17 protein-coding genes and 1 pseudogene are annotated in these 19,539 nt (G+C 40.5%); 2 read left to right on the top strand and 16 right to left on the bottom strand.

The genetic code is table 11. The features are described from left to right. Positions 1-3: 3 nt before the first annotated feature. Together M313_RS0107935 and M313_RS0107930 are read right to left on the bottom strand one after the other, a co-directional pair. Positions 4-876, bottom strand: a complete 873-nt coding sequence (locus M313_RS0107935; RefSeq protein ID WP_010194022.1) for an ATP-binding protein — start codon at positions 874-876, stop codon at positions 4-6. A gap of 150 nt (positions 877-1,026) precedes the next feature. Further along, a complete protein-coding gene (locus tag M313_RS0107930) occupies positions 1,027-1,809 on the bottom strand; it encodes a TerC family protein (protein WP_010194020.1) in 783 nt (260 codons plus the stop codon). Between the two features lie 412 nt (positions 1,810-2,221). On the opposite strand from M313_RS0107930, the gene M313_RS0107925 reads away from it, so the two are divergent. Next, positions 2,222-3,586, top strand: a complete 1,365-nt coding sequence (locus tag M313_RS0107925) for an MATE family efflux transporter (RefSeq protein WP_010194018.1) — start codon at positions 2,222-2,224, stop codon at positions 3,584-3,586. A gap of 90 nt (positions 3,587-3,676) precedes the next feature. Continuing rightward, positions 3,677-4,054 (top strand): hypothetical protein, encoded by a 378-nt coding sequence (locus M313_RS0107920; protein ID WP_010194017.1) that lies wholly within the window; start codon positions 3,677-3,679, stop codon positions 4,052-4,054. A gap of 41 nt (positions 4,055-4,095) precedes the next feature. Here M313_RS0107920 and M313_RS0107915 read toward each other — a convergent pair whose 3' ends face one another. The 14 genes and pseudogenes from M313_RS0107915 to M313_RS0107850 all read right to left on the bottom strand — a co-directional run bounded on the left by M313_RS0107915 (position 4,096) and on the right by M313_RS0107850 (position 19,522). Then, positions 4,096-4,962, bottom strand: coding sequence for a CAP domain-containing protein (locus tag M313_RS0107915; protein ID WP_010194015.1), 867 nt, complete (start codon positions 4,960-4,962; stop codon positions 4,096-4,098). A 379-nt stretch (positions 4,963-5,341) separates the two neighbouring features. After that, complete coding sequence (locus tag M313_RS0107910) at positions 5,342-6,493, bottom strand: homogentisate 1,2-dioxygenase (RefSeq protein ID WP_010194013.1); 1,152 nt, start codon at positions 6,491-6,493, stop codon at positions 5,342-5,344. 431 nt (positions 6,494-6,924) lie between these two features. After that, positions 6,925-7,836 carry a fumarylacetoacetate hydrolase family protein gene (locus M313_RS0107905; RefSeq protein ID WP_010194011.1) on the bottom strand — a complete coding sequence of 304 codons (912 nt, stop codon included), beginning with the start codon at positions 7,834-7,836 and terminating at the stop codon, positions 6,925-6,927. Between the two features lie 19 nt (positions 7,837-7,855). After that, positions 7,856-8,464 (bottom strand): flavin reductase family protein, encoded by a 609-nt coding sequence (locus M313_RS0107900; RefSeq protein WP_010194008.1) that lies wholly within the window; start codon positions 8,462-8,464, stop codon positions 7,856-7,858. Positions 8,465-8,483: 19 nt separating this feature from the next. Beyond that, entirely contained in the window at positions 8,484-9,572 is a 1,089-nt protein-coding gene (gene hisC, locus M313_RS0107895; RefSeq protein ID WP_010194007.1) for a histidinol-phosphate transaminase, read from the bottom strand. Between the two features lie 58 nt (positions 9,573-9,630). Further along, the gene (gene hppD, locus M313_RS0107890; RefSeq protein ID WP_010194005.1) at positions 9,631-10,749 is read right to left on the bottom strand and encodes a 4-hydroxyphenylpyruvate dioxygenase; all 1,119 of its coding nucleotides are present in this window, start codon (positions 10,747-10,749) and stop codon (positions 9,631-9,633) included. A 119-nt stretch (positions 10,750-10,868) separates the two neighbouring features. Next, a complete protein-coding gene (lpdA, locus tag M313_RS0107885; protein ID WP_010194003.1) occupies positions 10,869-12,305 on the bottom strand; it encodes a dihydrolipoyl dehydrogenase in 1,437 nt (478 codons plus the stop codon). Beyond that, a complete protein-coding gene (locus M313_RS0107880) occupies positions 12,306-13,559 on the bottom strand; it encodes a dihydrolipoamide acetyltransferase family protein (RefSeq protein WP_010194000.1) in 1,254 nt (417 codons plus the stop codon). It abuts the gene before it with no gap. Positions 13,560-13,577: 18 nt separating this feature from the next. Then, complete coding sequence (locus M313_RS0107875) at positions 13,578-14,546, bottom strand: alpha-ketoacid dehydrogenase subunit beta (protein ID WP_200859857.1); 969 nt, start codon at positions 14,544-14,546, stop codon at positions 13,578-13,580. Between the two features lie 26 nt (positions 14,547-14,572). Then, a pseudogene (gene pdhA / locus M313_RS23045) lies at positions 14,573-15,638 on the bottom strand (pyruvate dehydrogenase (acetyl-transferring) E1 component subunit alpha). A 19-nt stretch (positions 15,639-15,657) separates the two neighbouring features. Next, positions 15,658-16,794, bottom strand: a complete 1,137-nt coding sequence (locus M313_RS0107865) for a Leu/Phe/Val dehydrogenase (RefSeq protein WP_010193997.1) — start codon at positions 16,792-16,794, stop codon at positions 15,658-15,660. Positions 16,795-16,830: 36 nt separating this feature from the next. Further along, positions 16,831-17,214 (bottom strand): thioesterase family protein, encoded by a 384-nt coding sequence (locus tag M313_RS0107860; RefSeq protein ID WP_010193996.1) that lies wholly within the window; start codon positions 17,212-17,214, stop codon positions 16,831-16,833. Between the two features lie 513 nt (positions 17,215-17,727). Next, positions 17,728-18,522, bottom strand: a complete 795-nt coding sequence (locus tag M313_RS0107855) for an ABC transporter ATP-binding protein (protein WP_010193995.1) — start codon at positions 18,520-18,522, stop codon at positions 17,728-17,730. Then, on the bottom strand, positions 18,500-19,522 hold the full coding sequence (locus M313_RS0107850) for an ABC transporter permease (protein WP_010193994.1): 1,023 nt from the start codon (positions 19,520-19,522) through the stop codon (positions 18,500-18,502). Before M313_RS0107850 ends, M313_RS0107855 begins: the two co-directional genes overlap by 23 nt. Between the last annotated feature and the right edge of the window lie 17 nt (positions 19,523-19,539).

Raw genomic sequence — 19,539 nt, 5'->3', positions numbered from 1 at the left:
TCCTCATTCAAACAAAGTTTGTGCGATGTTTAAGATAGCGGCTTTTTCTCTATCATCTTCCAACTTTTCTACAATACCACGCTTAATTGCTCTAAGCGGTGGCAAGTATAGACTAAGATCACAAGTGTCTAATAGCGCGCGCACAGACGCAGCTTCTTCGGATAGATTTCCGTTTTCAACAAGCGCGATAAGGTCAGCAGATAATGTTACATACTTACTAAGTAGCTTTTCATCATCTAATTGAGATTGACTTTTCAATACTTGAAGCAAAACCTCTCCCTGTACATAAGGTACATCGATGACAACAAAACGATTTTTCAATGCTTCATTTAATGGTACCGTTCCCACATACCCTTCATTAATTGCCGCAATCACGCCAAAGTCCTGATTTGCTTTCACTACTTCACCTGTAAAAGGATTCGTAATGGTTTTACGGTAGTCCAATACTCCGTTTAGAATTGGCAAGGTTTCAGGTTTCGCCATATTTATCTCATCTATATATAAAAGGTTTCCTTGTTTCATTGCATTGATCACTGGACCTGGCACAAACTCTATCGTCGCTTTTCCATCATTATTGTGAATCGTTTTAAAGCCAAGTAGTGCTTCAGCATCTAAATCTACAGAGCAGTTGATACTATGCATCGGCTGATGAAAAATGGAAGATAACGTTTCTGCCAATTTCGTTTTTCCTGAGCCGGTTGGCCCTTTTAATAGAACGTTCTTTCCCATAGATAAAGCAATAATACAATCAAACAAAACATCATTGTCTGAAGAAGTATACCCTGCCGATCCTATAAGGGAGCTTGTACCCTCTTTTTCTTTATTTCTTTTTATCTTTTCTTGAATCGCTGTAGGTAATTGATCTATAGCAAACATCTTTCAGTCTCCTTTTAACTTATTCCATTTAGTATCCCACATTTTGAGCGTAGATATCGTATTATTGAAAAAGGCTGCTGACATTAGATTGTCAACAGCCTAGTACATTATATCAATTATTGTATGTTACTTGAAGTAAAAAGAGCTAACTTACTTAATGCTATCTACTTCTTGAACTACTTTGTTCTTACCGGAAACAATCCAGCCACCAACAGCGATACCGATTAAGACAATCCAGAACATTGCTTTAAACAGTGGACTGTGCGGGAAGTGGTATGGAAGCACGCCAACACTTGGGTGTGCCAATGTGTACATAGCAAGTTTGAAACCTACCCAACCTACAATTAAAAATGCGGCTGTTTCCAAACTTGGTCTTTCTTTTAACAACTTAACGAACAAGGTAGCAGCAAAACGCATGATGACTACCCCGATAAATCCACCAAGGAAGATGATGATGAATTGTCCTCCATCTATTCCTCCTATTTGAGGTAGATTAGTTTTTGGCAATGTCATGGCCAATGCGAAAGCTGCAAGAATAGAGTCTACTGCGAATGCAATGTCTGCAACTTCTACTTTGAAAACTGTCATCCAAAAACCGGATTGTTTTTTGGGATTGTCAACAGTGGCAGCATGCTCCACTTTTGCCACAGCAAACCGTCGCCATATATGGTTTAGTGCAATAAACAGCAAGTATGCGGCACCGATCGCCTGCACCTGCCAAATAGTTACTAAGTAAGAAATTGCGAATAAGGATCCAAGCCTGAAGACGAGTGCTCCGGCCAGCCCGTAAAATAAAGCCTTTTTCCGTGCTTCTTCCGGGAGGTGCTTAACCATAATTGCTAGTACTAATGCGTTGTCAGCCGCTAAAATACCTTCTAGTGCAATCAAGACAAGAAGAACCCAGCCGTATTCCAATAATAATGATAATTCCATGGTTTCCTCTCCTTTTTACATAACAAAAGCCTTTCCTGGAAAACAGGTAAAGGCTTTTATGAACACATAAAAGACCTTTACCTAGAACTGTCCAATTTCCAGTTTAGGCAAAGGTCTTGCTAACAACATCAAGGTTGCCGATAAAGCCGGTGCTGATTCAGTCAGTCACGTCATGACGGCAATATCGTTCTCATAGCTACTCCCCTTTGATTGGGCTTGTGCATATGTAGTTTTAATATAAACCTATTCTAGTAGCTTTATAGAAATGTGTCAACATAATATTTTTTTCCTGATTTGTCTGTCTATTGTCTTAAATTTCTAATATTTTATTTCTACACTCTAAATAAATGTTTTATGATATAATCCATACCATTATTACATAATTACTTCATATAAAGGTCGTGGCACTGATATGCATCAAGTATTCTCCTATAAAGAACGTCTACATCTTTTTATTAAAATTGTCGTTCCCATTCTTATTACCCAACTCGGCTTATTTTCCATGAATCTCTTTGACATCATGATGACCGGAAACGTAGGGGCCAGTGACTTGGCTGGTGTAGCGATCGGTTCTGGCCTTTGGGTTCCAGTCTACACAGGTCTTAGTGGAATATTACTCTCCATTACTCCCATCGTCGCGCAATTGGTTGGCGCCAAAAAAACAGAAGGTGTCCCATTTTCGATCACACAAGGTGTGTATGTTGCATTTGCCATGAGTTTACTTATTATCTTAGTGGGCGCTTTGTTGATTAATCCGATACTTTCTGGAATGAGCTTGGAAACAGGAGTAAGACATGTAGCCAAATATTACTTAATTGCCCTTGGCTTTGGGATCATTCCATTGTTTGTCTACACAGTAATTCGATGTTTTATTGACGCCCTAGGACACACGAGAACATCTATGATCATCACACTGCTGTCCTTACCTATTAATGTCTTACTGAACTACTTATTGATTTTCGGAAAACTTGGACTCCCTGCCCTTGGCGGAATTGGCGCAGGAGTGGCGTCTGCATTGACCTACTGGGTTATCATGATTATTTCTTTATACATTGTCCTAAAGAAAAAGCCTTTTACGAAGTTTCCACTTTTCAAGAAACTATATCCTATTTCTTTTTCAAAGTGGAAAGAGATCTTATTAATCGGGGTTCCGATAGGACTTTCGATTTTCTTTGAAACCAGTATATTCTCAGCTGTTACACTTTTGATGAGTTCTTTTGACACAGTAACGATCGCTTCTCATCAAGTGGCCTTGAATTTCGCTTCTCTGCTTTATATGATTCCGCTCAGCATTTCAATGGCGTTAACCATATTGGTCGGATTTGAAGTTGGAGCAGGACGCATACAAGATGCAAAACAATACACCATCATGGGCGTAGTTTCGGCAGTTCTTCTTTCCTCCATTTGTGCTGTCTTTCTATATTTCTTTAGAGCAGAAGTGGCTTTTCTTTATACAAAGGATCCAGAAGTGATTGCACTTACAACCGCTTTCCTTCTATACGCTATTTTCTTTCAACTATCAGATGCGATTGCCGCACCAATCCAAGGAGCATTAAGAGGATATAAAGATGTCAATGTTACGTTTATGCTAGCTTTTGTATCTTATTGGATCATCGGTTTGCCAATTGGATATTTACTCGCAAACTTTACTGACTACGGAGCATTTGGCTATTGGATTGGCTTAATTTGTGGATTAGCAGCTGGAGCTGTCGGGCTTTCATGGCGTTTAAATATTCTTCAAAAAAGATATATGGCAACAACAGTACCTGTAAAATAAATATAACTATTCTTATAGGAATAAAAAAAGGACTTATGTAGTAAATTGTCGAAAAAAGTCATATTATAATTTTTAAGTGAGGTAATACCTATGAATGATTATGATATGGAAAAAGTCCGTGCTTCCTTACACTATTTTCGCCATGAGCTAAAAGTCCTTCTTGATCTACTTGAAAGCTATGAACTATCAAATTATGAACAGAAAGCAGAATTGCAGAAAGAGCTGATTATACAGTTCAAAAATTATAAAGTTAAATTAAAAAGAGAAATAAAAATCTTGATCGAATATGATGCCAATCTTTTGAGTTCAGACTATCTATTACCTTCTTTGGCCGTTGCATTTGCATATCTTCAAGATATTGGAGTCAACCGAATAAACCCTAATAGCGTCCAAAAGGTTGCTCAACAAATAAAGAAAGCACATTTCTTTATGGAGCGTTTTGAGCAAAGCATTAATTACAAGATATAGAAAAAGGCAGCCGAGTGGCTGCCTTTTAAATTGTGCCTATATTATTTTCCGATGAACATTTGAGTCCAGTAGTTACCTTCTTCCACATGACCTACGCCAATGTGAGTGAAGTTTTCATTCATGATATTAGCACGGTGACCTTCAGAATTCATCCAAGCATTTACAACTTCTTCAGGGCTTTGTTGACCTTGTGCAATGTTTTCCCCAGCAGTGTTGTACTGAATTCCGTATTTCTTCATCATATCAAATGGAGATCCGTGAGTCGGGCTGTTATGAGAGAAATAATTGTTTTGCTGCATGTCTTTAGACTTGTCTTTCGCTACTTTGCTTAATTCTACATCCAATTCTAATGGAGCTAAACCTTGTTTTTCACGCTCAGCGTTTGTTAATTCTACTACTTTCTTTTCAAACTCACTTACAGCACCTGCAGCTTGTTCAGTTGCTGGTTTTTCAGCATTTTGCTGTGGAGCTTGTTGTTGTGGAGCTTGAGCTTCTTGTTTTGGTTCTTCTTGTTTCGGTGCTTCAGCAGGAGCTTCCGCTTTTTCTTCTTTTGGAGCTTCTACTTTTTCAGCAGGTTTCTGCTCAGCTTGTTTTGGTGCTTCTTGTTTTGGTGCTTCTTGTTTTGGTGCTTCTTTTTCAGCTGCTTCAGCAGATGGTGCGCCATTTAAGTTTACTTTAACACCATATTTTTCTTCAAGATCTTTTACGTAACCATCTAAGAATGCTTTTGCGTCTTCTTGGTTAGTAAATGCTTTGTTACTATTAAATGAAGTGACTTTGTTTGTTAAGTCACATGTTGGTTTTGTTGGTGCGTTTGATTCTGCTTTTGCATTCATTCCGAATGGTGCTGCTGTTAATACAGCTGCAGTAGTTACAGCAGTGATGATTGACTTTTTGTTGATTTTCATAGGTGTGTTTCCCCCTTGAAAGTTTTTTGTGTTGCTTTCTTGCTACACGAAAATCATATCATGGGTTTTGTGTAATATTAGAGGAATAATGTGGATATTGAAAATGTTATTTTTCTATAATTATCCATATACTACAAGAATCTTTATGTATCAAAGGATTTCATAGAATCTATAAATCGCTGTATTTTAATTATTTTTCCAGTAAAATGAAACACATTAAAATTATACTAAAAGAATGGTGTTGACAGGTTTTAAAACCGTCCTTTTTATTACAGGATAGTACTGTTATGTTACATTCTTTACAGGAAATTTTACTTTTATGGATAAAAAACCATAAAAACACCAAGCTGTTTTGGAAAGCCTGGTGTTTCGCACAAATTTATTTTTCTATCCAAGTGAACATATACTTTTTATCTTCAATACTGTGAGCTTTTTTAACAACCTTCAAAGGCTTGAATGTATCTATCATCACTGCAAGCTCCAAGGTCTCCTTCTTTCCGATACTAGCTTCAGTGGTACCAGGATGAGGACCATGCGGGATTCCAGATGGGTGTAGGGTGATGGATCCTTCCTCAATCCCTTTGCGGCTCATGAAGTTGCCTGCCACATAATAAAGTAGTTCATCACTATTTACGTTGCTATGATAATACGGAGCCGGTATCGCTTCTGGGTGGTAGTCGTATAATCTAGGCACAAAAGAACAAACAACAAAGTTATGTCCTTCAAACGTCTGATGGACTGGAGGTGGCTGATGAACTCTGCCTGTTATCGGTTCAAAATCTTCTATATTAAATACCCATGGATAGAGATAACCGTCCCACCCGACAACATCGAGTGGGTGATGACCAAGTACATGTGAATGCAAATATCCCCTTGTTTTGGTGATTACTTCATACTCACCTTTGTCTGTAAAAGTTTCTAACGCTTCAGGCCCTCTGAAGTCACGTTCGCAAAATGGACTGTGTTCTAACATCTGTCCATATTCATTGCGATACCTTCTAGGTGTGGTTAGTTGACTAAATGATTCAATGAAGAGTATTTTAGTTTCTTCATTAGGTACGACGCGGTAGATGGTACCGATTGGGATGGTCACATAATCTCCAGGACGGTATGTTATCGTCCCAAACATGGTTTCTACTTTTCCTGAACCGTAATGGATGAATAACAGTTCGTCTCCGTCACCATTTCGGTAATAATTATCCATCTTTTCTGTGACCAGCGCTGTTCCTATTAATAGATCACTGTTTCCTAATAGATACTCTCTGGAATTTAGTGCATTTCCTTTGGTCTCTAATGAAGTGGTTAGTAGGTGGCGATGATTCAGGGCATCTTGTTCTTCATATTCCGGCATATAGCTGCCAAGTACCGTGGATTTCACCACTTCTGTTGGCAGGTAGTGATGATAGAGTATGGATTGTGTACCTGAGAATCCTTTGGTACCCATTACTTGTTCTCTATATAACGTCCCGTCTTCCTTTTTGAACATCGTGTGGCGTTTATGTGGTATCTCTCCCATTTTACGATAATACATGAGCTCACCTCATTATATTGTTTAGTTGTTACTTAAAGTTTGAACGTTCCTTTTCGCTGCAGGCACTCGCTTTCCGCGGGGCGGTGCTTGAGCCTCCTCACTTCGTTGTTGGCCACTGAAAAAGTCTTTGATGTTAGATTATTTTAAGACACCGCTGTTAATTTCCGCAAACGGCTTCGCTTTCCACGGGGCGACCTTGAGCCTCCTCAGGCTACGCCCTGCAGGGTCTCAACATTGTCGCTACTCCCCCGTAGGAGTCTTCGCCTATTGCTCCAATCAACAGCTATAAATTATCCAAAAGATTGGTTACTAGGTTTTTCAGTGGCCTCCTTCGTTGCGGGGTCTCAAGTCTACCGCTACCTCCCGCCGGAGTCGAGTGCCTTCCGCTCCAATCCACTTATTGCTGGATATTACTTTCTGCAACAACACACTTATTTTATTGTGTTTTTCAATGTTCCTAGACCTGTAATGGTAAGTTCTACTTCATCCCCTGGTTCTAGCCAGCGGTGTACTTCTGTACCAAGTTCCAGGATGCAGCCGGTACCAACCGTCCCTGATCCTATCACTTCTCCAGGGTATAAGGTAACATCGGCTGAAGCTCTTTCAATCATTTGAGCAAAGCTATAGTGGATCTGCTTGAAATTCCCTTTAGAAAGCAGCCTACCATTTACAGAAGCGGTCATTTCCAGGTTATATCCTTTACTTGTCTTATACGATTCAAGTTCGTCAGGTGTCACAATGACAGGTCCTAGGGATGTCGCAAAATCCTTTCCCTTTGCTGGTCCCAAACCAACCTTCATTTCTTTTGCTTGAAGGTCCCTTGCACTCCAATCATTCATGATGCAATAGCCAAAAATGTACTCTTCGGCATCCTGCGCTTTTATATTTCTGCCTTCTTTCCCAATGATGCAAGCGATTTCCAGCTCATAATCGAGCCAATTGCACCCTGATGGTTTATCGATCTCATCCTCAGGTCCTTTAATGGCCAAGTGGTTGGTAAAATAAAAAACAGGAATCTCGTACCATTCCGGGATTACATCCAGTCCCCTTCTTGCACGCGCCGTTTTTACATGTTCCTCAAAGGCGTAGAAATCACGAACGCTTACAGGTCTAGGTAAAGGTGCTAGTAGGGTGACTTCCTCTCTTTTGTATCTACCTTTAGTACGATCACTTTCTAAATAAAGTGTTACTATATCTCGATATTTTTCATAATGATTTATCAATGTAAGTAGGTCGCTTGGTAATAGACCATCTGATGCTTCGTTCATGTCAACAACAATGTCATGATTGATCCAGCCGGCTTTTATCTCACCAGAGCTATTTCTAAAGGTAATATAGTTCATGACAACCCCTCACATTTCCTTATTTACGTTGAAGTTCGAACATATCACTGATGGCCTTGGTATACATGCTTCCTGCCATTCTTCCTACAGGGTTCAATTTCTTTGTATTTATCTTACCTTCGAAATAGAGGTCATCTGATATGTGGAAACTCTCTACTTTTCCGATAACCAGGCTGCCTGAACCTGGTAGATCACCGAAATGCAATACTTCATGCAGAGAGCACTCCATTTGGACAAGGCTTTCCTTCACACGTGGCGGTGCAACGACCAAACTAGATTCTTTCGTAAAACCTGATTCTACAAATTCATCCACATCGCTTGGGAACTCTGTTGCAGTGATATTCATTTGTTCCACTATTTCCTCACTGACAATATTGATGACAAACTCCTTTGTACTTTCAATATTCAATAAGGTATCCTTTTTCGAACCATCTGTCCCTCTTCGCATTGGAGAAAAGCAGATAAGCATCGGCTCGGCACTGATAGCTGTAAAAAAACTGAAAGGAGCGATGTTTGCAACTCCTTCCTTATTAATAGAAGAAACTAGTGCGATGGGTCTTGGCAAGATAGAACCTACCATCAGCTTGTATGCATCTTTCCAGGCAAGATTGCTTGGTTGAATATCCATGTTTGTCACCTGCACTTTGCTACAATTTTTTTAATGTCTCGATAAAATAACGGTTATCTTCCATCGAGCAGATGGTGACCCTAATACTGTTTGGATAACCCAAAACTGCTCCTGATTTAACCATGATTCCCTTTGTTAATAATTTTTGTGTGATTTCATTTCCATCTTTTCCGATATGTATCATCATGAAATTTGCTTGCGTAGGGAAATAGGTATAACCTAGTTTATCTAGTTCAGACTCCACGTATACTCTTCCTTCTTCATTGCGAAGGATACACACTCTTCTAAAATCCTGATCCATAATGGCTTCCATGGCAGCTGCTTGAGCAAGCTGATTTACATTAAAAACCTCTTTCACTTTGTTCAATTCTGCTGATATGGTAGGATCCATGATGCCATACCCAATTCTTAATCCAGCCAGGCCATATACTTTTGAAAAAGTTCTTAATATAACAAGGTTGGCATGCTTCTCTAGTAAAGGGATGGATTGAAGATATTCCTCACTTGTTGCATATTCATAATACGCCTCATCCAACACAATCAAGATATGCTCTGGTACTTTTTCAATGAAGGAAATAAGATCATTCTTATTTACAATTGTCCCTGTAGGATTGTTAGGATTGCACACAAACATCATTTTTGTCTGTTCTGTAATATTAGCGAGCATAGCTGTCAGATCATGCACGCCACCTTTTAATGGAACGATTACCGGCTTTCCGCCTTCAATGGAAACATTGGTTTTGTATCTGGGGAATGTAATATCAGCCATTATGGCTTCTTCTTCAGTATTCAGAAATGCTAGAATGAGCAACCTGATTATTTCATCTGAACCATTTCCAATGAACAACTGATTTTGGGCTACCCCCAAGAAATCCGCCAATTTAGTTGAAAGAGCTCTTGCGGAACCGTCCGGGTATGTAAATAAATGATCTAATCTTTGTATTAACTGTTTCTTTACAAACGGTGAACATCCAAACACATTTTCAATTTCAGACATGTTTCTTATATTCGCGATTCCTAATTCCGACTGTATATCCTGCAAGCTTTTCCCTAAAGGGTAGGCAGCAATATGCTGGAGAATTTCTCGGCTTTTTACTTTAACCGCCATTGGTTAATCTACCTCCTATAAAAAAAGGAGGAAACTGGTCCTCCCCTTTGTGACTTGCTTACAAATTCCCTCTTAATTCTTGCTCTCTTTCAATGGATTCAAATAACGCTTTGAAGTTTCCTTCCCCAAAGCCTTTTGCACCCTTACGCTGGATAACTTCAATGAAAAGAGTTGGTCTGTCTACAATTGGTTTTGTGAAAATTTGAAGCAGATATCCCTCATCATCACGGTCAACGAGAATGCTCAGCTCGCGAAGCTTTGCAATTTCCTCATCAATTTCCCCTACTCTTTCTGATAACATTTCATAGTAAGTGTCAGGAGTATTTAGGAACTCTACGCCGTTTTCTTTTAGCTTGCTTACTGTCTGTACAATATCTTCCGTTAAAATCGCAATATGCTGAACACCGGCACCATTATAAAACTCCAAGTATTCTTCAATTTGTGATTTTCTTTTTCCTTCTGCCGGTTCATTGATTGGAAATTTGATTCTGCCGCCATTGTGCATTACTTTAGACATTAGTGCGGAATATTCTGTGTTAATATCTTTATCTGTAAAATGGGTCATTTCTTTAAAGCCCATTACTTTTTCGTAATAAGCAACCCATTCTTCCATTTGTTCTACATTTCCTACCACATGGTCAATTCCGATAATTCCTGCATCTTTAACCGGTGTGGAATTCGTGTATGCCTTGAATCCAGGCATGAATACCCCCGTATAATTTTTCCGTTCAACCAATGTGTGAATGGTATCTCCGTATGTACCAATTACCGCTTTTTTCAATGTTCCGTTCTCATCTGTCAGCTCTTGTGGAGGCTGTATCGCAATCGCTCCTCTTTCCACCGCTCCATTGTAAGCACTTTCAACATCTTCCACGACAAGTGCAATATCCTTTACTCCGTCTCCATGCTTTTTAACAAACTCAGAAATTTTTGTATCCTGTTTAAGGGAACCTGTAATAACAAGTCGTACATTACGTTGCTTTAATACATAGGAAACTGTCTCCCTGTTGCCTGTCTCTAAACCAGAATAGGCGATAGGTTGGAAACCGAATGTGGTAGCAAAAAAATGTGATGCCTGCTTAGCGTTACCTGTGTAGATCTCCAAATAGTCCACATCTTTTACAGGAAAAACTTCTTCTGCTTGATCTTTTACTTGCATCGTTTTTTCTACGTTCATAAATACCCCTCCTAATTTTTATCTAAAAAATATTATTATTCTGAATATAATATAATCTATCATTTTAATAGTCTGCAAGAGTCTCGTTTAAAGCTAGAATGCTTTGACGCGACAACGTGTTATGAGGATGTTACTTTTTGCTTTGTCACTTTCGGGGCCTTATGAATTGCTTTTCCTTCTACGTCCTCCACCGACTCCCACACGCTTTCATTTACACTCGGGTGCGGGTAGGAAGGAAACAGCAAATCTTCTTGCCTTGCAACCATTTCTAAAGCAAGTGTTCCGATACTGATCATTTCTACCGCTTGGGCTCCCATCATATGAATACCCATAACCAAATCTGATTTCGCATCTGTTATCGTTTTACTAAAGCCTTCTTTTTGTCCAAGAATGCTTGCATACCCATTTGTTTGGAGGGTGCTTTCTCCTACCTTCACTTCAAATCCATTTTCAATCGCAACTGTTTCTGTCATTCCTACTGTTGCAATGGGAGGAATGGTCTGCACGATTCTAGGAAGAAACGTAAAATCGCACTCGGATTGATGCCCTGCAATGTTTTCCGCTGCTACTTTTCCCTGTTTAATGGCTTTAACTGCCAGGGCTGGGCCTTCAGTAATATCTCCTATTGCATAAATGGATGGTACATTTGTACGGCATGCTTCATTAATTTTAATAAATCCTTCATCATTCAAATGAATGTCTGCTCGCTGAACACCAAGTGATTCCGTTGACGGTTTTCTTTCTTCCGCACAATAAAGATGTGAACTTTCTATAATAACTGATTCATTCTTACCGTGCTCAAATGTTATTTCCCACTGAACCTCATCGAACCTGAACTGAGGAGTTGTATGAGCTTTATAGAGCTTTATTTTTTGCTTTTTTAATTGCCTCTGCAGTTCCTTGTTTATGGAAGGATCAAATGTAAATTCATGCTGATCTGGCGGAAAAATCAAAGTCACCTTTGAACCTAGGCTATTAAATGTTGTTGCAGCTTCAAGGGTAAAATCATCGTTTCCATATAAAATAAGCTCATTTGGCAATTCTTCAAGATTCCATATCGAAGTGGGTGTTAAAGCATGATGATGCATTTCTGCGATTGGCTTCTTATTGCAACCGGTCGCAATAATTACATCGTTAAAAGTGAAAGTATCATATTGGTGCCCATTCTCCACCCCTATTTTAGTGGCTGATATAAAGGAGGCTTCTCCCTCTATGATCTCGATTTTATTAGCTTTACATAATGCCACAACACCTTGAAGCAGTTGCTTGACTACCTTCTTTTTGTGTTCCTGTAACCTTGGTAGATCGAATGTAACTCCGCTAGTATCCAGTCCGAGCTGCTGAAAAGGTCCCATCCGTTGGAAAGACTGGGCTGCTGCAGTATGTACTTTGGATGGGATACAACCTTCATTTAAGCAGACGCCGCCAAGTCTGTTTTTCTCAATGATGGTAACCTGTCGCCCTAACTGGGCCGCTCTGATTGCAGCGTGATAACCACCCGGGCCGCCGCCGATCACCATTACATCCCGTTCTTGCGTAAGTTCGCCTACAACCATTTAAACCAGCTCCAGCATTAATAATTTTGGTTCTTCTAAAAGTTGCGTCAGCCTGTTGGTAAAGGCGACGGCTGTAGCTCCATCTGCCACACGATGATCGAATGACATGGAAATGTTCATGATGGAACGAATAACAATCTCTTCTTGCTCATTTACAACAGGACGCTTTTTGGTTTTATGAAACGAGATCAAGCCTACTTCCGGCTGATTGATAATCGGTGTGGCGCCAATACTTCCACCAAGAGGACCAACATTACTGATAGTAAAACTGCCCCCGGTCAATTCCTTCATGGAAAGCTTATTGTCCTGAGCCTTTTTGGTTAAGTCTTTTAAATCGGCATGGATTTCTTTTATTGATTTTCTCTCTACATTACGGATCACAGGGACAATCAGCCCATCTTCTGTATCTGTGGCGATTCCGATATGATGTTCTTTAATCAATTCGATTGTCTCTTCTTGCTCATTCAATCTGGCATTAAAGATTGGATAATCTTTTAAGGCAATGGAGATGGCTTTAAGGAATAAGGCAGTTGCAGATATGCTTTGATTGCTTTTTTTCCAAGTCTCCCTGAGTTCTAATATATTGGTTACATCTACTTCTTCAAAATGGGTGCAATGTGGAATTGTGAGAAGTGACTGTGACATTTTTTTGCCTATTTGTTTTCTGCGTCCTCTGTATGGAATGACCGTTGGAGATTCTTGCTGATCATTAGATTCTGTGTTTGTTTGAACTTGCTGAACTTGCTCTTCTTTCACTTCCACTTTAGGTGCAGGTTGCTCTTTACTTTCTATGAATCTATATACATCTTCATCTGTGATTCTACCAGCAGGGCCGGTTCCTTCAATCTGTTCAATATCAACCCCGGCGTCCCTCGCAATCTTTCTTGTATATGGGGCAGCCATGATTCTAAATGAATGCAACTTTGTTGGCGTTTGATGCTCTCTTGTTGTTTCGACAGATTTTGTGGAAGTGTTTGTAAGTGTATTTTGGGTAGAAGTTATTGTCTCTTTTTCAGCTAATTCAGCTTCCAATAAAAATATGGTGGTCCCAACTGGAATGGTTTCTCCTTCTTTGACCAAAATCTCTTTAATTACTCCAGCAAGTGGTGCCGGTATTTCAGCAGTCATTTTGTCTGTTTGCACCTCAACTAGAGGTTCATCAGGCTTCACCTTATCTCCTTTTTTAACAAAAAAAGATAAAATATCAGCCTGTGTCATGCCTTCGCCAATATCATGAAGTTTGACCTCAATCATACGTTGAACCCCCTTATACTAAAACTTCATCACTTTATTTACTGCCGCAACGACTCTGTCAGTAGTTGGCAGGTAATAGTCTTCAAATCCAAAATAAGGAACAGGAACGTCAAACCCTGTCACTCGCTCCACCGGTGCCCTTTGATAAAGGAATGATGTTTCATTGATAATGGCAAGCACATCACCACTTACACTTGTTGCCGCATGGGCTTCGTGCACAATAACCGTTTTCCCTGTTTTTTGGACAGATTCTGCAATAATATCTTTGTCAATCGGGTAGAGGCTTCTCAGGTCGATTACTTCGCAACTTACACCCTCAGACTCTAATTTTTTTGCTGATTGAAGGGCAACCGGAACCATCGCTCCCCATGCAATAATGGTGACATCCTCGCCTTCCCTGCAAATCTTTCCTTTTCCAATTTCAACTGTATATTTTCCTTCTGGCACTTCTTCTCTGACAGAACGATAACAGCGCATCGGCTCTAAAAATAGGACTGGGTCTGGATCCTCGATGGCAGCAATCAATAAACCTTTCGCGTCATATGGGTTAGACGGACAAACCACTTTGATTCCAGGCATGTGCGTAAAAATCGCCTCTGTACTGTCTGAGTGGATTTCAGGGGCCCTCACGCCTGCCCCATACGGTGCACGGATGACCATAGGGACGGTATAATGCCCCATTGTTCTTGCCCTGATTCTTGATGCATGGGTCATGATTTGCTCATAGGCAGGATAAATAAAACCCAGGAACTGTATCTCTGTAACCGGACGGAAACCATTTATCGCCATTCCGATTGCAGCTCCGATGAAACCTGCTTCACTTAACGGGGTATCGATAACACGGTCTTCGCCATATTTTTGCTGCAAGCCTTCTGTAGCACGGAAAACACCGCCATTTACCCCAATGTCTTCCCCCATTAGAAGTACCTGTTCATTTTCTTGGAGCATCGTATCTAGTCCATCGGTTATCGCTTGAACCATAGTCATTGTTTTCGTTTTCAATGCCGTTTCCACTATGCTTCACCTCTCATCAGTTGAAGAAGTTCCTGTTTCTGCTGCTCAATTCCCCACGTCGGTTTTTCAAAAACGTAGTCGAACATGTCAGCAGGGTCTGCCTTTGGAAAATTCTCCATTTCTTCAATTGCACTATCGACTTCCTGAGATAGCTCCACTAACATTGATTCTTTCCAGTCTTCTGTAAACCAGCCTTGATTTTTCATAAAGCGTTCCAAGCGAAGGATTGGGTCATTCTCGCGTCTTTTCTCATTTTCAGATTGATCTCGATATTTGGTCGGGTCATCAGCTGTGGTGTGGGCGCCATATCTCCATGTTACAGCTTCGATTAATGTTGGCCCCTCTCCGTTTCTTGCTTTTTCTAATGAATCCAACGTATGAAAATAAACGGCAAAAACATCATTACCGTCAATTCGGACGCTTCTCATATCATAAGAGAGGGCTTTCTGAGCAATTGTTTCGGTTATTCATTTGTTTGGATAGGGGTACCGAAATGGCAAAGTGATTGTTCTGATTAAAAAACACAACCGGTGCCTTAAGAACGCTTGCAAAGTTTAATCCTTCATGAAAATCCCCTTCAGAAGTTGCTCCATCCCCGAAATAAACGATACTTGCATTTTTCGTTCCTTTTCTTTTCTCTGCATAGGCTGCGCCTACCGCATGCGGCAGTTGCGTCGCGATTGGAATTCCCGGCGGAAAGACTTTCTTCCCATTTGCCGGAATGCACCCTTCATTTCTGCCGTTCCAAAATAGAAGGATATTACGAAGGGAGTGGCCGAACGTCATAGTTGCCCCATGGTCCCTGTAGGAAGGAAATAACCAATCATCTTCATTCAATGCCATCGCACTGCCGACTTGTGAAGCCTCTTGCCCCTCATAGGGTGCATAGGTTCCGATACGGCCTTGGCGTTGTAGACTTATACACTTTTTATCAAAGGTACGAATTCTGAGTAAATGTCTATACATGGACTTTGCCAGATCTTCCGTGATTCTTTCTTCATACATTTTATCAAGGAAATTCCCCTGATTATCGATTATTTGAATGATAGGAAATTGATCGTTCAACTTATTTCCCCCTCTATTATTAAACTCGTACGGACCATTTCGGTCGCTTGGAATGAGTAAAGAAGCTGTTTCTTCTGCTTCTGTCTACTAACCGCTGTTCACAGAAATTATTTGCCGCTTCCACTGTCGTAATATTCATTTTCTCTGCTTCTTTATAAACATCCATCAAAGAGTTGTAGATAGCCATTGTTTTGCGGAGTACACGTTCTTTATTTGGTTCATATAATTCATCTGCCACTTGAATCAGGCCACCTGCATTAACGATGTAGTCAGGAGCATAGAGAATCCCTTTTTCCTGCAGCATGGCACAGTGATGATTTTCGATTAATTGGTTATTGGCAGAACCTACTACCGCTTTGACCTTCAACTGTTCTATCGTCTGGTCGTTAATGATTCCACCAAGGGCGCATGGTACAAATACATCTGCATCAACAGAATAGATTTCATCTCCGCCAACCACTTTAATACCTGCTCCAATCTCTTTTGCTTTGGACACTAGTTGGTTAATGGCGAATTCATTGATGTCAGATACATAAATGTCCGCTCCAGCATGCATCAACTGCTCTGCCACTTTAGCTCCAACCTTTCCAAGTCCTTGGATTGCATAACTCTTTCCGTAAAGGTTTTTGGAACCCCATAGTGTCAGGTTTGTCGCTTCTATTCCATAGATAACTCCTTGAGCTGTTGGAACGGAGGAATCCCCACTTCCGCCATACACCTCATCAACCCCGACAATACAATTTGTTTCTTTTAAAGCATGCACAAAATCCTCCGGTGATGTTCCCATATCGGTTCCAGTGTAAAAACGACCATTTAAGGATTCGACAAATTGACCGAACGCCCTAAATAGTTCAGGCGTTTTGTCTTTATTCGGGTCACCAATGATGACAGCTTTCCCTCCGCCAAAGTCCACGTCTGCTGCTGCACATTTATACGTCATTCCTTTTGAAAGGCGAAGCACATCGTATAAAGCCGCATCCACTGATTGATATGGTTGCATACGGCACCCGCCTAAAGCCGGCCCTAAAGTTGTGTTATGTATGGCAATAATGGCTTTTAGTCCTGTATCTGGATCATTACAGAATACTACCTGTTGGTGTTGTTGAATTTTATCAAACATTTCCATTCCTCCAACTTCAGAAGTAAGCGTTTTCATATTTGTCAAAGCAACCACCCTTTTTCTAATATTCTTTTAGTCTATCATTGCTCTAATTTTACTTTTTGGTAATATCACTTGTGTAACTTCCCCTTCACCAATCACGCGGTCTTTAGATAATATTTGTACTTTTGTGATGATGAAGTTTTTCTTAAGATCCACTACCGTTGCTTCTATTGTTAAAACGGTTCCTTCTGTTGCCGGTGCCAGATGTTTTACTTTAACTTCTGCACCCATTCCTTCTTCTGTCTCTTCCAAAACCCCTAAAATTATTTGTCTTGAAGCCCATTCCATGTGATAGACCATCATTGCTGTGGAATACACGGGATGAACTAGTTCTCCTTCAAACTGTGCAAACATTTTGTTGGTAACGGTGATTTGAATGGAATGTTTCGTACCTAAGGTTAGTTCAGGCTTCATAAGTTCACCTCAAAACGTATAACGTTTATTCAACGCTATAATAACATTTCGTTAAATGAACAGTCAATAAATTGTAGAAATTTTATAAATAGTCAATCATAAATGGTAGAAATTTAAGTTGATTGGTTTATCACCGCTGTTCCTTTCCGCAAATGGCTTCGCTTTCCGCGGGACGGTGCTTGAGCCTCCTCACTTCGTTGCGGGGTCTCAACCTACCGTTACTCCCCCGCTGGAGTCTCTGCCATTTGCTCCAATACACAACTAAAAGTTCTGAAGAAGAAATGTTAGTGCTTTTACATTTAAACCTTTATTAAATGGAGTCATTAAGTTGATTGGAGTGGAAGGCGCGCAGACGCCCGCGGGAGGAAGGGACAGGTGAGACCCCGGAGGCGCAGCCGAGGAGGCTCACGGACCGCCCGCAGGCAAGCGAAGCGCCTGGAACGGAAATCAACCGTTTTTAAGATTCTTAAACAAAAAAAGAGGAAATGACCAGGTCATTCCCCCCTCCTATTATCAACTTAGCAATGCTCTGTCGTTGGTCATTGCTTGTCCTCGTATTCGCTGGAACTCCGTTAGCAAACGTTCAATGGTAAGAGTTTTCTTTTCCTCTTCTCCCACTTCCAGAATGATTTGCCCCTTATCCATCATAATTAAGCGATTACCAAGATCCAGTGCCTGCTGCATGTTGTGAGTTACCATCAATGTCGTCAATTCTTTATCTGCAACAATTTCTTTCGTGATATTGGTAATCAGTTCTGCACGAGATGGATCAAGAGCAGCGGTATGCTCATCCAAAAGGAGGATATCAGGCTCAGTGAACGTTGCCATCAAAAGGGACAGTGCTTGCCTTTCCCCACCTGAAAGCAATCCAACTTTAGCACATAATCTATTTTCCAAACCAAGGTGCAGGGTTTCCAGCACCTCTTTGAAATACGTTTTTCTCTTTTTAGTCACGCCAATCTTTAATGTGCGATTTTTATTCCGTGAATAAGCCATAGCCAGATTCTCTTCAATTGTCATTGTAGGAGCCGTTCCAGCCATTGGGTCCTGGAACACCCTTCCAATATATCTGGCTCTTTTGTGCTCTGCCATATAGGTGACATCACGGCCATCAATCTCTACTTTTCCGGTATCAGGCGTCAGTACCCCTGAAATCATGTTCATCAAGGTGGACTTACCGGCACCATTACTACCGATGATAGTGACAAAATCTCCTTTTTTCAAGGAAAGGTTGATGGTATCAAGCGCATTTTTTTCATCTAATGTTCCTTCATTGAAGATTTTGTTAATCTGTGTTAAATGTAGCACGTTGATCCCCCTTTTCATTGGCAGATTGTAAAGATCCCAGTTTTAGCATCTTCTGTTTTTTCCTCTTTCGATCTTTGTAGCCATCAATGAATTTAGGGGTGATAAGGGCCAAGATAACAATCGTTGCCGTAATGGCTTTCAGGTCACCGGTTTCTAAGAATTCTACCCTTAATGCAAGCGTCACAACAATACGATAGATGATGGCCCCACCTATTACAGCAAAAGTCGTCCATGCAATCGTTTTTGTACCAAAAATAGCCTCTCCAATAATGACAGATGCCAATCCGATTATAATCATCCCGATTCCCATCCCAACGTCTGCATATCCGCCATGCTGGGCAATCAATGCACCAGAAAATGCAACCATGGCATTGGAAATCCCGAGACCAAGAATAACCAGTCCGCTTGTGTTGGCAGAAAGGCTACGAATCATCCGCTTATTATCACCGGTCGCTCTAATTGCCAAACCGATTTCCGTTTTCAAAAATAAATCAGTTATGATTTTAATTGCAAACGTGACAATCAACATGATGAAAATAATTCCCCACGTTCTAGGAACAAAAGCTCCTAATCCGATAGTGGAAAAAATATTGTTTAAAAATTCATCTATTCCGGTATTCCCCCACCAGGAACGGATGTTGGTGAAAAAAGTATCACTGTTTAATAACGGCACATTTGATCTTCCCATTATTCGCAAATTGATGGAATAAAGGGCAATCATCATTAAAATACCTGATAATAGTGGATTAATCTTTCCAAACGTATGTAAGGAACCGGTGATGCATCCTGCGATAAATCCTGCAAACATCGCCACCACTGTAGCTGTGATAGGACTATATCCGCTGACAATCATTGTCGCAGCAACCGCAGCGCCAGTTACAAAGCTACCATCTACCGTCAAATCGGGAAAATCAAGGACCCTAAAGGAAAGATATACCCCTAGGGCCATGATTGCGTAGATGATTCCCAATTCGACTGAACCAAAAATTGCTGTTATCATGTCAGAATCATCTCCTC

It is taken from the genome of Bacillus sp. m3-13, from assembly GCF_000175075.1.
Taxonomy (GTDB): Bacteria; Bacillota; Bacilli; order Bacillales; family Bacillaceae_I; genus Sutcliffiella_A; species Sutcliffiella_A horikoshii_C.
The sequence above is the reverse complement of the archived record's forward strand: the minus strand, read 5'-3'. Positions and strand labels throughout refer to the sequence as shown.